This window comes from Burkholderia sp. Bp9140, assembly GCF_003853425.1.
In the GTDB taxonomy this organism is placed as follows: domain Bacteria; phylum Pseudomonadota; class Gammaproteobacteria; order Burkholderiales; family Burkholderiaceae; genus Burkholderia.
Genome location: NZ_QTPQ01000039.1, coordinates 14,456 through 28,685, shown reverse-complemented (window position 1 = coordinate 28,685; position 14,230 = coordinate 14,456). Strand labels below are relative to the sequence as shown.

The following is a 14,230-nucleotide window of genomic DNA, read 5'->3' as shown; positions in this document are numbered from 1 at the left end:
GGGCCGGTCGGTGCAACCGCGCATGCGGGACGCGGTGCGCCGGACGATGCATCAGGCGTCAGGCGCGCCTCGCGAGCGCCACGCCGTCATGCGGCACGCCGCCATCCGCCGCCTTCAGCGAATTCAGCATCCGCTGCAATGCGCGGGCCGTCTCGATCGGCCGCTCCATCGGGAACAGGTGGCTGCCCTCGAGCCACTCGATGCGCCCGCGCGCCGCGCGGCGCGTCGCATCGAGTCCGACCTGCCGCACTTCGCGCGAGCGCGTGCCGGCAAGAAAACCGAGCGGCACCGGCGCGCCGTGCGCGAGCCGCGGGCCGAGCGTGTGCGGCAACGTCCGGTAGATCAGGTATTCGACCTGCCGGTCGAAGGCGAGCGCGCGTTCGCCGTCGGCGCCCGCCTGCGGAATGCCGTAGTCGATGTAGTCGGACAGCATCCGCTCGTCCCAGCGGGCGAACGCGGGTTTCTCGTGAAAGTGCCGCCAGGCTTCGTCGCGGCTCACCCAGCGCGTGCGCCGGTTGCGCGTCGCGGCCGCCGGCGACAGCCGTTCGTCGAGTCCGGCCCACTGGCTTGCGCGCAATGCGCCGGCGCGCCATCCGGCGATGATCGGCGAATCGATCATCACCACGCCGCGCACCCATTGCGGTTTTTTCAGCGCGGCCATCAGCGACAGGTAGCCGCCGAGCGAATGGCCGACGAGCCAGACCGGGCGCTCGTAGCGGCCGCCGATGTCGTCGAGCAGTTGCTCGACGAGATGCGGCCAGTCGCGCGTCACCGGGTAGCGGCGATCGTGACCGATGCGCTCGATGTAGCGCAGCTCGTAGTCGTCTGCCAGCTCGGCGAAGATCGTCCGGTACGTCGATGCCGGAAAACCGTTCGCATGCGAGAAGTGGAGGATGTCCTTCAAACGCCGATGTCTCCTTTGTCGACGGGAGTTAGTGCTTTAGCACTTACTCCCGTCCCATGCTTCGCGGTCGACCGGAGTTGGCGCTTTAGCGCTTACTCCGGTCCCATGCTTCGCGGTCGACCGGAGTTAGTGCTTTAGCACTTACCCCCGTCCCATGCTTCGCGGTCGACGGAAGTTGGCACTTCAGCGCCTACCCCGGTTCTTTTCTTGGCGCGCGCCCTCACGCCGATCACCGGTCCATCCAGTACCGTCGCTGCGCATCGCGGTAACGCTCGAACGCGAAACCGCCGCCCGCCGGCGCGACGTCGAACCGCACGGCCCCGTCGCAATCGGTGCGCGGCAGCGGAATCCCGCGCGCCTCATAGCGCGCAAGGACGGTCCGGTGCGGATGCCCGAAGCGATTGCGATAGCCTACAGGAAATACCGCGACGCGCGGCCCGACCGAATCGAGGAAAGGCTCGACCGACGACGTGCGGCTGCCATGGTGCGGAACGACGAGGATCTGCGCGGCCAGTGCATCGCGCGAGCCGGCCACCAACCGCCGCTCGGCGCGCGCTTCGATGTCGCCCGTCAGCAGTGCCGACGTGCCGCCCGCGTCGATGCGCAGCACGCACGACCGTTCGTTCGACGGCCCCGCGCCCGCGACGCGCGGCGGCCACAGCATCGTGAACGCGACACCGTCCCAGGTCCACCGCTGCCCGGCCGTGCAAGGCAGCCGATCCGCCACGCCAGCCGCCTGCGCGTCGCGCCACAGCCGGTGCTGCGGCGCAATGCCTGCAAGCAGCTGGCGGACCTCGGCGGCCGCATAGACGGCCTCCGCACCGCCCGCGTGATCGGCATCCGCGTGGCTGAGCACGAGCGAATCGACGGTCCGGATTCCGCGTGCACGCAACGACGGCGCAACGATCCGCGTACCGGCATGGGTCGACTCCGCCCCCGGCCCCGCATCGAACAGCAAGGTCCGGCGCGCGGTCTCGACCAGTACCGCCGCGCCCTGCCCGACGTCGAGCACGGTCAGCCGGAAGCCGCCGGGCGGCGGCGCATCGGGCGCCGGCGCGACCAGCGGCAGCCACGTCATCGGCGCTGCCCAGCGCAGCGGCCAGCCGCGCGGCATCAATGCCCACACGACACCCACGCACGCAAGCGCCAGCACCGGCCAGTCCGGCATGCGCAGCCAGAACACGCCGGCAGGCCAGTCGGCGAGGTGCCCGAGCAGCACCATCATCGGTTCGAGCGCCGCATGCGCGAGCCGGAATGCACACGCGTCCAACGGCGCAGGCAACCCGATACCGGCGAGCACGATCGGCGTCACGACCGAACTGACCCACGGAATCGCAAACGCATTGCCGAACGGGCCCGATACCGATATCTGCGCGAACCACGCGGCCGTCAGCGGCGCGAGGCCGATCGTCACCGCATACTGCACGCGCGTCGCCTCCGCGATACGGCGCCCGGCACGCGTACACCATGCGCGCAGCCGGCGCCGGCGGTCGACCGCAGCGGCGCCATCCGGCGCACTGTCGTCGCCGTCGAACGCGCGCACCGCGCGCCAGCCCGCCACCGCCATCAGGATCACGGCGACCGCCCCGAACGACAGCCAGAACCCGGCCGACAGCACCGCCCACGGATCGGCAAGCAGCACGCCGCCGAGCGCCGCGCACAACACCGCGGACGTCGGCACGCTGCGTCCGGCCAGATAGGCAGCCGCGCCGGCCGCGATCATCCACCACGCGCGCTGCGCCGGCACGTTGAAGCCGGCAAGCGCCGCATACCCGGCGGCGGCCGTCAGCGCCGCCAGCGAAGCCACGTAGGGCGCCGGCATCACGAGCGCCGCGGCCCGGCCACGCCAGCGCAGACGCCGCCAGACCATCGACACGATCGCGGCTGCAATCGCGCCGACGAGCCCGACGTGCAGGCCCGAGATCGCGACCAGATGACTCGTGCCCGTATTGCGCAGCACGCGCCAGTCGTCGTCGCCGATGCCGGATTGATCGCCGACCGCGAGCGCGGTCACGATGCCGCGATGGCGCGCGCCGCCGCCGAGCGCGTCGCCGATACGCGTGCGCAGCGCGTCGCGCAGCCGATCGATCGACGCGCGCCATCCCGATGCGCACGCGTCAAGCAATTCCGCCCGCTCGGGCGCGACGACATAGCCGATTGCACGAATGCCCGCGGCGAGCCACGCCGCCTCGCTGTCGCGCACGCCGGGATTCGCCTCGGCATGCGGGCGCTTCAGGCGCACCACGAGACGCCAGCGCTGCGCGGCGCGCAAATCGGGAATCGTGTCGCGTGCGTCGGCCGCGCCGTACGTGCGCCATGACAACCGGATCACCGGCGGGAAACGGGCGAGCCCTGCGTCGTTCGATTCGACGGCAAACAACAGTCGCGCGCCAGTGTCGTCGATCACCGGCAACCCGCGGATCACGCCCGTGACGACGATGTCGCGCCCTTCCCGCTCGACGGGCAGGCTGTCACGCAGCCGCCATTCGGCGCGCGCGGCCGCATAGCCGAATCCGATCGCACAGGCGGCGCTTGCGCACAGCATCCACCGGAGCGCGACGATCGCACGGGTTCGACGGCGCCGCGCGGACCATCCGAGCAGCGCGCCGCAACCGGCCAGCACGGCCGCCCCGCCAGTCCAGCCGCCCGCGCCCGGCAACGCCGCCTGCCGCTGCAGCACGACGACGCCGAGCGCGAACGCGATCCACCACACGCGCATCGCGCCTCCTCGTCGACCTGACGCCGCCGTTGTCGAGACGGCGCCTTCCGGCAACGATTATGCGGACGAAAGTGCGAGGCGCGGCAGCGCGGCGAGCGCGTTAGCCGTTGTGGATAGGGACAGCGCGTGTGCGTCGATCCCGCGCAGCTCGGCGAGCACGTCGCCGATGCGCGGCACCTGGTCGGGCGTGTTGCGGGATTTGTACGCCCACTCGGGCGCGATGTCGGGCGCGTCCGTCTCGACGACAATCGCATCGAGCGGCAACTGCGCGGCGAGCCGGCGGATCTGCAACGCGCGTCCGAACGTCGCGTTGCCGCCGAAACCGAGATGCAGCCCCTGCGCGAGATAGGCGTCGGCCTGCTGGAAACTGCCGTTGAACGCATGCGCGATGCCGCGCCGCACGCCGAAGCGGCGCAGCCCGGCCAGCACGCGGTCCTGCGACTTGCGCACGTGGCACAGCACCGGCAGGTCGAATTCGCGCGCGAGCTTGAGCTGCCCCTGATAGAAGAATTGCTGCCGCGCTTCGTCGAGCCCCGGCACGAAGTAGTCGAGACCGATCTCGCCGATCGCGACGAAGCGCGGATCGTCGAGGCTCGCCTCGATCTCCATGCGCAGCCGGTCGAGATCCTCGTCGCGCGCGTGCGGCGTATACATCGGGTGGATGCCGAGCGCATAGACCGCGCCCGGCGTGCGCTGCGCCAGTTCGCGCACCGTCGTGAAGTTGTCGCGCCCGACGCTCGGGATCACGATGCGCGACACGCCGGCCGCGCGCGCCGCCTGCGCGACCGCGTCGCGGTCGCCGTCAAATTCGGCGGCATCGAGATGGCAATGCGTATCGATCCACATGGCGGCTTTCCTGCGCCCTCGCCGCAACGCCGGGACTCACCCCGCGGCACGGTGGAGGCGTTCGTTCACACCGGCAGCGCCGGCTCCTCGTGCAGCACGCCGTCGCGCAAGCGCATGATGCGGTCGCAGCGCGCGGCGAGCTCGGGATCGTGCGTGACGATCACGAAGCTCGTTTCGAGCGTCTCGGACAATTCGAGCATCAGGTTGAACACCGTATCGGCCGTCGTGCCGTCGAGGTTGCCGGTCGGCTCGTCGGCGAGCACGCAGGCCGGCTTCGTCACCAGTGCGCGCGCGATCGCGACGCGCTGCCGCTCGCCGCCCGACAGCTCGCCCGGCCGGTGCTTCGCACGCGGGCCGAGACCGACGCGTTCGAGCATCGCCTGCGCCTGTTCGCGCGCATCCTCGGTCGTCATCCGGCGAATGCGCAGCGGCATCGCGACGTTGTCGAGCGCGGTGAATTCCGGCAGCAGGTGATGGAACTGGTAGACGAAGCCGAGTGCGCGGTTGCGCAGCTCGTTGCGCTCGCGCTCGGCGAGCTGCGTAAACGGCTTGCCGAGCAGCGACACTTCGCCCGCGCCCGGTTCGTCGAGGCCGCCCAGCACGTGCAGCAGCGTGCTCTTGCCGGAGCCCGACGCGCCGACGACCGCGAGCTTCTCGCCGCGCCGCACCGTCAGCTCGGCGTTGTTGAGCACCTGCACGTTGAAGCCGCCCTGCACGAACGCCTTCGTGATCCCGCGCGCCTGAAGCACGTATTCCTGCATACCTGCCGAATCCTGTCTGATGGGTTGTCGTGAATCCGCGAATGCGGTCGCGCGGTCATTCATAGCGCAGCGCCTCCGCCGGCTTCACCTTCGCGCCGCGCCAGCTCGGATAGAGCGTCGCGACGGCCGACAGCGCGAACGCGATCAGGCCGATCTTGATGACGTCGCCCGCGACGAGCTCGGACGGCAGCTCGCTGATGAAGTACACCGACGGCGGCAGGAACTGCACGCCGAACAGATGCTCGATCATCGGGATCAGCCACGGAATGCTCCACGCGATCAGGCAGCCGAGCGCGACGCCCGACGCGGTGCCGACGAAGCCGATCGTCACGCCCTGCACGACGAAGATCTTCATGATCGAGCCCGGCTGCGCGCCGAGCGTGCGCAGGATCGCGATGTCGGCCTGCTTGTTGGTCACCGTCATCACGAGCGACGATACGAGGTTGAACGCGGCGACCGCGATGATCAGCGTGAGGATGATGAACATCATCCGCTTCTCGATCTGCACGGCCGAGAACCAGGTCTTGTTCTGCTGGGTCCAGTCGCGGATGTACAGGCTGCCCGACAGCGTATGCGACAGCTCGACCGCGACCTGCGGCGCCTTCTGCATGTCGGTAAGCCGCAGCCGCACGCCGGTCGGCGCGGACATCCGGAACAGCGCCTCGGCATCGCGGATGTCGATCATCGCGAGCGTGCTGTCGTATTCGTAGTGGCCCGATTCGAACACGCCGACCACCGTGAACTGCTTGAGCCGCGGCATCATGCCGGCCGGCGTGATCGTGCCTTCGGGCGCGACGAGCGTGACCTTGTCGCCGACCGTCACGCCGAGGTTGCCGGCGAGCGCGTCGCCGAGCACGATGCCGAACTGGCCGGGCACGAGCGCGGTCAGCTGGCCCGCCTTCATGTCCTTGCCGATGTCCGACACCTGCGGCTCGAGCGACGGCTCGATGCCGCGCAGCATCACGCCGCTCACCGCGTCCTGGCGCGTGAGCAGCGCCTGCGCGTCGACGTACGGCGCCGCGCCGGTCACCGACGGGTTGCGGCGCGCTTCCTGCGCGGTCAATTGCCAGTCGGGCATCGAGCCGGTCGGCGAGAACACCTCGACGTGCGCGAGCACCGACAGCATGCGGTCGCGCACCTCCTTCTGGAAGCCGTTCATCACGGACAGCACGACGATCAGCGCCGCGACGCCGAGCGCGATCCCGAGCATCGACACGAGCGCGATGAAGGAAATGAAGCCGTTGCCGGTCGTGCGTTTGCCGGCGCGCGTGTAGCGCCAGCCGATCTGCCATTCGTACGGAAGTTTCAAGCGAATCCTTTCTGCTGGTTACGGCGGGGATGGCGGCCCGCGCCCGGAGCGCCGTCCGGCGGCGGCCGGCCGCCCGGGCGCGGCCGAAAAAGCGGCCGCCGGACGCAATCGGGCCCAATCGAGCCCGATCGGGCCGTTAGCCGGCCCGATCACGCGCGCAGTTTGCCATACAATGCGCACCATCATGCACGACCGACGCCTCCATTTTCTCGTTCCGTTCGCGCTGCCGTCGGCGGCCGATGCGGCCTCGTCCCTGCACACGCTGGACAGCCCCGCGCTCGAAAAGTTGCTCGCCCGCGCAAGCCTCGTCGAGCGCGTGGCCGGCGAGGACTTCCAGCGCACGCTGCCGCACGAGCGCTGGCTGGCCCGCCAGTTCGGCGCGACCCAGGGCAACGCCGCCGACGAGGCGCCGCTCGCGCCCTACATGCTGCTGGCGGACGGCGGCGACCCCGGCACGCAGGCCTGGGCGTGCGTCGAGCCTGTCCACGTCGAAATCGCGCACGATCACCTCGTGCTCGTCGATCCGGCGAGCCTCGCGCTCGAGGACGGCGACGCGGCCGCCTTGCTGGCGGTCGCGCGCCCGCTGATCGAGGAGCTCGGCGTGCGGCTGGAAGCGCCGCAGCCGGCTCGCTGGTACCTGTCGAGCGAGCAGCTCGCCCGCCTCGCCGGCGCCGCGCCGCTGCGCGCGAGCGGCCGCAACATCGAGATCTGGCTGCCGCACGAAGCGCACACCGGCGAACGTTCGCGGATGTGGATGAAGCTGCAGAACGAAGTGCAGATGGCGTGGTTCCAGCATCCGGTCAACGAAGCGCGCGAAGCGCGCGGGCTGCCCGCCGTCAATTCGATCTGGTTCCACGCGCAAGGCACACTGAAGCCGGTCGGCAAGCCGTTCGCGCGCGTGCTGTCCACGTCGCCCGCGGCGCTCGGCCTCGCGCGCGCCGCGCAGGCCGAGGCCGGCGCCGTGCCGGCCGCATTCGATGCGCTGCCCGCCGCCGGCGCGACGCTCGTCGAGCTGCCGACGCTGTCCGCCCCGTTCATCGAACAGGACTGGGCTCGCTGGCACGACGCGCTCGCCGCGCTCGAGCGCGACTGGTTCGCGCCGTCCCTCGCCGCGCTGCGCAACGGCAAGCTGGCGAGCGTCGACTTCACGCTGTGCGGCGACACCAGCTCCGTGACGCTGCATGCGACGCGCGGCGACCTGCGCAAGTTCTGGCGCCGCCGCGCGCTGGCCTCCCTGTTCGAATAACCCAACCCGAATGACCCGGATCGTTACCCGCCCCGTCGCGCCCGCCGACGCCGAAGCGCTCGCGCGCCACGGCCTGCATCCCGTCCTCGCGCGCCTGTATGCGTCGCGCGGCGTGCAGTCCCCGACCGACATCGAGACCGCGCTCGCGCGCCTCGTGCCGCCCACCGAACTGAAAGGCTGCGCCGACGCCGCGTCGCTGCTCGCCGACGCGATCGCCGACAAGCGGCGCCTCCTGGTCGTCGCCGACTACGACTGCGATGGCGCGACCGCCTGCGCGGTCGCGGTGCGCGGCCTGCGGATGTTCGGCGCGCAAATCGACTACCTGGTGCCGAACCGCTTCGAATACGGTTACGGGCTCACGCCCGAGATCGTCGAGCTCGCGGCCGCACGCAAGCCCGACCTGCTGATCACGGTCGACAACGGGATCGCGAGCGTCGCGGGTGTCGAGGCCGCCAACGCACGCGGCATCGACGTGCTCGTGACCGACCACCACCTGCCCGGCGACGCGCTGCCCGCCGCGCGCGCGATCGTCAACCCGAACCAGCCCGGCTGCGCATTCCCGAGCAAGCACATCGCCGGCGTCGGCGTGATGTTCTACGTGCTGCTCGCGCTGCGCGCCGAGCTGCGCCGCCGCGGCGCATTCGCGAGCAAGGAGGCCGAACCGCGCCTCGACGGGCTGCTCGACCTCGTCGCGCTCGGCACCGTCGCCGACGTGGTGCGGCTCGACGGCAACAACCGCGTGCTCGTCGCGCAGGGGCTGCAGCGCATCCGCAACGGCCGCATGCAGCCGGGCATCGCCGCGCTGTTCCGCGCGGCCGGCCGCGAGGCGCGCACCGCGTCGGGCTTCGACCTCGGCTTCGGCCTCGGCCCGCGCCTGAACGCCGCCGGACGGCTCTCCGACATGTCGCTCGGCATCGAATGCCTGATCACCGACGACATCGGCCGCGCGTGGGACCTCGCGCAGCAGCTCGACGTGATGAACCGCGAGCGCCGCGAGATCGAGGCCGGCATGCAGCAGCAGGCGCTCGCCGACCTCGCCGACGTCGATCCGGCCGACGCGTGCACGATCACGCTGTTCAATCCCGAATGGCACCAGGGCGTGATCGGCATCGTCGCGGGGCGGCTCAAGGAGAAATTCCACCGTCCGTCGTTCACGTTCGCGCATGCCGACGAAGCCGGCACGCGGGTCAAGGGTTCGGGCCGCTCGATTCCCGGCTTCCACCTGCGCGATGCGCTCGATCTTGTATCGAAGCGCGAGCCCGACCTGATCGTCGCGTTCGGCGGCCACGCGATGGCCGCCGGCCTCACGCTCGACACCGACAACGTGCCGCGCTTCGCGGCCGCGTTCGAGGCCGTCGCGCGCGAGTGGCTGTCCGACGACGCGCTCGCGCGCGTGATCGAGACCGACGGCGAACTCGAGGAAGCGTATTTCACACCGCAGTTCGTCGGGCTGCTCGACGAAGCCGTCTGGGGCCAGGGCTTTCCGGCCCCGCTTTTCTCCGGCGAGTTCGACGTCGTGTCGCAGTCGCTCGTGAAGGAAAAGCACTTGAAGCTGCAGCTGGCGCGCGGCCGCCAGCGCTTGAACGCAATCTGGTTCAATCACACCGAGCCGCTGCCGGCGAGCGCGCTGATCGCATATCGCCTCGTGGCCGACACGTGGAACGGCGTGACGCGCGTCCAGCTGATCGTCGAGCACGCGGCCGGCTGAGCGTCGCGCGCCCGGCCACCCGGCCTGCGGCGCTCGCGGGCCGCATGCGCGCCGCGCCGGACGAGGCCGCGGCGCGCATGCAAGCATATTCCGCGTCACCGGGACACCCTGCCGATCGGCTATAATTCCGCTTTTTTACGAAGCAAGAACAGCGAACGATCATGGAAGCGGAACGTCTCAACGCGATCGAAAGCTCCCTGCTCGACCTGCGCAACCGCGCGGGCGAGCTTCGGGGGTATCTTTGACTACGACGCCAAATCTGCGCGTCTGATCGAAGTCAACAAGGAACTCGAAGACCCGAACGTCTGGAACGATTCGAAGAACGCCCAGGCACTCGGCCGCGAGAAGAAGCTGCTGGAAGGCGTCGTCACGACGCTGACGGTGCTCGATAGCGACCTGCGCGATGCACTCGACCTGTTCGAGCTGGCTCGCGAGGAAGGTGACGAGGATACGCTGCTCGCATCGGAAGACGACGCGAAGAAACTCGAAGCGCGCGTCGGCGACATCGAATTCCGCCGGATGTTCTCGAACCCGGCCGACCCGAACAACTGCTTCATCGACATCCAGGCCGGCGCCGGCGGCACCGAGGCGTGCGACTGGGCGTCGATGCTGCTGCGCCAGTACCTGCGCTACTGCGAACGCAAGGGCTTCAAGGCCGAAGTGCTCGAAGAGTCCGACGGCGACGTCGCCGGCATCAAGAACGCGACGGTCAAGGTCACGGGCGAATACGCATACGGCTTCCTGCGCACCGAAACGGGCATCCACCGCCTCGTGCGCAAGTCGCCGTTCGACTCGTCGGGCGGCCGCCACACGTCGTTCTCGTCGGTGTTCGTGTATCCGGAAATCGACGACTCGATCGAAGTCGAGGTCAATCCGGCCGACCTGCGCATCGACACGTACCGCGCATCGGGCGCGGGCGGCCAGCACATCAACAAGACCGACTCGGCGGTGCGGATCACGCACATGCCGACCGGCATCGTCGTGCAGTGCCAGAACGACCGCTCGCAGCACCGCAACCGTGCCGAAGCGATGGCGATGCTGAAGTCGCGCCTGTATGAAGCCGAGATGCGCAAGCGCCAGGCCGAGCAGGACAAGCTCGAATCGAGCAAGACCGATGTGGGCTGGGGCCACCAGATCCGTTCGTACGTGCTCGACCAGAGCCGCGTGAAGGACCTGCGCACCAACGTCGAAATGAGCAACACGCGAGCCGTCCTCGACGGCGATCTCGACGACTTCATCAGCGCGAGCCTCAAACAGGGCGTGTAAGCGCCGCGGCGCGGCCCCTCCGGTCGCGCCGCCCTTCCCGTTGCGTTGCCGCACCCACTCCGAATTCCGACCATCATGACCGAACCGACCCAAACGCAGCCCGCCGTCGCCGCGGACGAAAACCAGATCATCGCCGAGCGCCGCGAGAAGCTGCGCGCACTGCGCGAGCAAGGCATCGCCTATCCGAACGATTTCCGGCCGACGCATCACGCCGCCGATCTCCAGGCGAAATACGCCGACTCGGACAAGGCCGCGCTCGAAGCGAACCCGGTCGAGGTGTCGGTTGCCGGGCGCATGATGCTCAAGCGCGTGATGGGCAAGGCGAGCTTCGCGACGGTGCAGGACGGGTCGGGCCAGATCCAGTTCTTCGTGACGCCGAACGATGTCGGCGCGGAGACCTACGACGCATTCAAGAAGTGGGACCTCGGCGACATCGTCGCCGCGCGCGGCGTGCTGTTCCGCACCAACAAGGGCGAGCTGTCGGTCCAGTGCAAGGAACTGCGCCTGCTGTCGAAGGCGCTGCGCCCGCTGCCGGACAAGTTCCACGGCCTCGCCGACCAGGAAATGCGTTATCGCCAGCGCTACGTCGACCTGATCGTCACGCCGGAAACGCGCGACACGTTCCGTGCGCGCACCAGGACCATCGCGTCGATCCGCAATTTCATGGACAACGCCGACTTCATGGAAGTCGAGACGCCGATGCTGCACCCGATCCCGGGCGGCGCCGCGGCCAAGCCGTTCGTCACGCATCACAACGCGCTCGACATGCAGATGTTCCTGCGCATCGCGCCGGAGCTGTACCTGAAGCGCCTGATCGTCGGCGGTTTCGAACGCGTGTTCGAGATCAACCGCAACTTCCGGAATGAAGGCGTGTCGCCGCGCCACAACCCGGAATTCACGATGATGGAGTTCTACGCCGCGTACACCGACTACCGTTGGCTGATGGACTTCACCGAGCAGCTGATCCGCCAGGCGGCGATCGATGCGCTCGGCACCGCGACGATCCAGTACCAGGGCCGCGAGCTCGACCTCGCAAAGCCGTTCCATCGCCTGACGATCACGCAGGCGATCCAGAAGTACGCGCCGCAGTACACCGATGGCCAGCTGTCGGACGACGCGTTCCTGCGCTCCGAACTGAAGCGTCTCGGCGTCGACGTGTCGCAGCCGGCCTTCCTGAACGCCGGTATCGGCGCGCTGCAGCTTGCGCTGTTCGAGGAAACCGCCGAATCGCAGCTGTGGGAGCCGACCTACATCATCGACTACCCGGTCGAAGTGTCGCCGCTCGCACGCGCATCGGATACGGTGCCGGGCATCACCGAGCGTTTCGAGCTGTTCATGACCGGCCGCGAGATCGCGAACGGCTTCTCGGAGTTGAACGATCCGGAAGACCAGGCCGCGCGCTTCCGGAAGCAGGTCGAGCAGAAGGATGCCGGCGACGAGGAAGCGATGTTCTTCGACGCCGACTACATCCGTGCGCTTGAACACGGGATGCCGCCGACGGGCGGCTGCGGGATCGGCATCGACCGTCTCGTGATGCTGCTGACCGACAGCCCGACGATCCGCGACGTGCTGCTGTTCCCGCACCTGCGCCGCGAAGACTGACGCCCGTGCCCACGTATGCGTCGCGCCCCGCGGCCGGCGCATACGTGCCGGCTTTGTAACCACGCGTAAATCCCGCCTGCCGGCGTCCGCCGGCCCTCGATCCTCCCCCATTTTATCTACTTGTCGCGACGGCCTTCCCCGGGTTTTCCCGGTAGCGACCGCCGGTTCCCCGCTGCAATTCGTTACACCTTGATACGGTGCGCCGCTCGCCCGTGGAAGACACTCCTGTTGCGTCACCACGCATGACCACGGGACCAGAACGAGGCGCCGGAACGCCGAGTCTGATCGCTCCCGAGCGTGGGATCCGACCAGCACCAACATGCGAGCCGGATCGACACCGGAGAGAAAAATGGACAACCAGAATCAGACCACGCCGCAAAAGCAACGCCTCCACCCGCTCATCGCGACCGCGGCAGGCACCGTCATCGTCGCCAGCCTCGCGGCCACCGCCGCGATCACGGGCATCTTCCCGAAGGCCAGCAGCAATAACGCGCAGAACGGCCAGACCCAGGCCGCGCTGATCGCGTCGCAGCCGGCCGTCGATACGGCCGCGGCAGCCAGCGCCGCGCTGGCCGCGCAAGCGCAGCAGCAGGCAGCCGAACAGGCCGCGCAGCAGAAGGCGGCTGCCGAGAAGGCGGCGGCTGCACAAGCCGAACCCAAGCCCGCGCCGCGCCCGGCGGCAACGCACCGCCGCCATGCGCCGGCACCGCAACCGCCGCAATACGCGCAACAGCCGTCCGCACCCGCGCAGCCGGCCTATTGCCAGACCTGCGGCACGGTCGTCGCGATTACGCAGACGCGTACGCCGGGCCAGAGTTCGGGAATCGGCGCGGTCGGCGGCGCCGCGGCCGGCGGCCTGCTCGGCAACCAGTTCGGTCACGGCAACGGCCGCACCGCGATGACCATCATCGGCGCGCTCGGCGGCGGTCTCGCCGGCAACCAGGTCGAGAAGCAGGTGCGCGCGGAAACCGACTACCAGGTGCAGGTCCAGATGGAAAGCGGCGCGACGCGCACGTTCACGTACCACAACGCGCCGCCGTTCGGCCAGGGCCAGCGCGTGCGTGTGGAGAACGGCACGCTGGTCGGCTCGTAACGCTCCACGCATCGCCGGGGCCGTCCGTCGACGGCTCTCGCAGCGCACTCGAAACGAAAAAGGCTCGTGAAGCATCACGAGCCTTTTTCGTTTGCGGGAGCAACGCAGCGCGGGCGCCGGCGCGAACCTCAGTCTTCGTCGTCGAAGTCGGATTCGTCGATCCAGTGGGCCTGGATCGCCTCGAGGATCTTCTCGCCCGAGTGGGCCGGATCATCGGTGAAGCCGTCGAGCTCGATGACCCATTGGCGCAGGTCGACGAAATTGATCCGCTGCGGATCGACGTCCGGATGCTTGTCTGCCAGCGCGATGGCGATTTCGCGCGAATCGATCCATTTCATGGCCTGCTCTCCCGTGTACGCGGCGAGTCCACCGGGGCACGGCGCGCACGTTGCGCGCTGCCCGGCCCGCCGATCCGTCAGTGATTTTCCTTCGCGTGGTTGATCGAGTACTTCGGAATCTCGACCACCAGGTCCGAATCTTCCGTCACGATCGCCTGGCACGACAGGCGCGACGTCGGCTCGAGGCCCCATGCCTTGTCGAGCAGGTCGTCTTCGTCCTCGTCGGACGGCTCAAGATCGTTGAAGCCCTCGCGGATCACCACGTGGCAGGTCGTGCATGCACACGACTTCTCGCATGCATGCTCGATCTCGATCCCGTTGTCGAGCAGGTTGTCGCAAATACTCTTGCCGGGCGTCGCGTCGATCACTGCGCCGTCCGGGCACAGTTCGACGTGAGGCAGCACCACCAGTTGAGGCATGTCCGTTCCGTCAGTCAGG

12 protein-coding genes are annotated in these 14,230 nt (G+C 69.0%); 5 read left to right on the top strand and 7 right to left on the bottom strand.

Features of this window, described 5'->3' with window-relative positions; all coding sequences use genetic code 11:
- Positions 1-58 precede the first annotated feature (58 nt).
- From DIE21_RS28215 to DIE21_RS28185, 5 genes are all read right to left on the bottom strand, one after another.
- Positions 59-904 (bottom strand): alpha/beta fold hydrolase, encoded by an 846-nt coding sequence (locus tag DIE21_RS28215; protein ID WP_124500754.1) that lies wholly within the window; start codon positions 902-904, stop codon positions 59-61.
- Between the two features lie 229 nt (positions 905-1,133).
- Complete coding sequence (locus tag DIE21_RS28200; RefSeq protein WP_124500753.1) at positions 1,134-3,623, bottom strand: DNA internalization-related competence protein ComEC/Rec2; 2,490 nt, start codon at positions 3,621-3,623, stop codon at positions 1,134-1,136.
- Positions 3,624-3,680: 57 nt separating this feature from the next.
- On the bottom strand, positions 3,681-4,469 hold the full coding sequence (locus DIE21_RS28195) for a TatD family hydrolase (protein ID WP_124500752.1): 789 nt from the start codon (positions 4,467-4,469) through the stop codon (positions 3,681-3,683).
- 65 nt (positions 4,470-4,534) lie between these two features.
- Complete coding sequence (gene lolD / locus DIE21_RS28190) at positions 4,535-5,293, bottom strand: lipoprotein-releasing ABC transporter ATP-binding protein LolD (protein ID WP_409364655.1); 759 nt, start codon at positions 5,291-5,293, stop codon at positions 4,535-4,537.
- A complete protein-coding gene (locus DIE21_RS28185) occupies positions 5,286-6,539 on the bottom strand; it encodes a lipoprotein-releasing ABC transporter permease subunit (protein WP_124500750.1) in 1,254 nt (417 codons plus the stop codon). Before DIE21_RS28185 ends, lolD begins: the two co-directional genes overlap by 8 nt.
- Positions 6,540-6,711: 172 nt before the next feature.
- Here DIE21_RS28185 and DIE21_RS28180 point away from each other — a divergent pair, with 172 nt between their 5' ends.
- From DIE21_RS28180 to DIE21_RS28160, 5 genes are all read left to right on the top strand, one after another.
- Positions 6,712-7,785 carry a regulator gene (locus DIE21_RS28180; protein ID WP_185642857.1) on the top strand — a complete coding sequence of 358 codons (1,074 nt, stop codon included), beginning with the start codon at positions 6,712-6,714 and terminating at the stop codon, positions 7,783-7,785.
- 10 nt (positions 7,786-7,795) lie between these two features.
- Entirely contained in the window at positions 7,796-9,493 is a 1,698-nt protein-coding gene (gene recJ, locus DIE21_RS28175) for a single-stranded-DNA-specific exonuclease RecJ (protein ID WP_124500748.1), read from the top strand.
- A 161-nt stretch (positions 9,494-9,654) separates the two neighbouring features.
- Positions 9,655-10,759, top strand: a protein-coding gene (gene prfB / locus DIE21_RS28170) for a peptide chain release factor 2 (protein ID WP_124500747.1) whose coding sequence is annotated in 2 segments (ribosomal slippage) — positions 9,655-9,735 and positions 9,737-10,759 — 1,104 coding nt in all. Because the reading frame shifts where the segments join, the coding sequence is not laid out codon by codon here.
- 75 nt (positions 10,760-10,834) lie between these two features.
- Entirely contained in the window at positions 10,835-12,361 is a 1,527-nt protein-coding gene (gene lysS / locus DIE21_RS28165; protein ID WP_124500746.1) for a lysine--tRNA ligase, read from the top strand.
- Positions 12,362-12,710: 349 nt separating this feature from the next.
- Complete coding sequence (locus DIE21_RS28160; protein WP_124500745.1) at positions 12,711-13,454, top strand: glycine zipper 2TM domain-containing protein; 744 nt, start codon at positions 12,711-12,713, stop codon at positions 13,452-13,454.
- Positions 13,455-13,582: 128 nt separating this feature from the next.
- Here the strand turns inward: DIE21_RS28160 and iscX are convergent, their stop codons facing one another.
- Entirely contained in the window at positions 13,583-13,792 is a 210-nt protein-coding gene (gene iscX, locus DIE21_RS28155; RefSeq protein WP_124500744.1) for a Fe-S cluster assembly protein IscX, read from the bottom strand.
- A 77-nt stretch (positions 13,793-13,869) separates the two neighbouring features.
- Entirely contained in the window at positions 13,870-14,211 is a 342-nt protein-coding gene (gene fdx, locus DIE21_RS28150; RefSeq protein WP_124500743.1) for an ISC system 2Fe-2S type ferredoxin, read from the bottom strand.
- Positions 14,212-14,230: the final 19 nt, after the last annotated feature.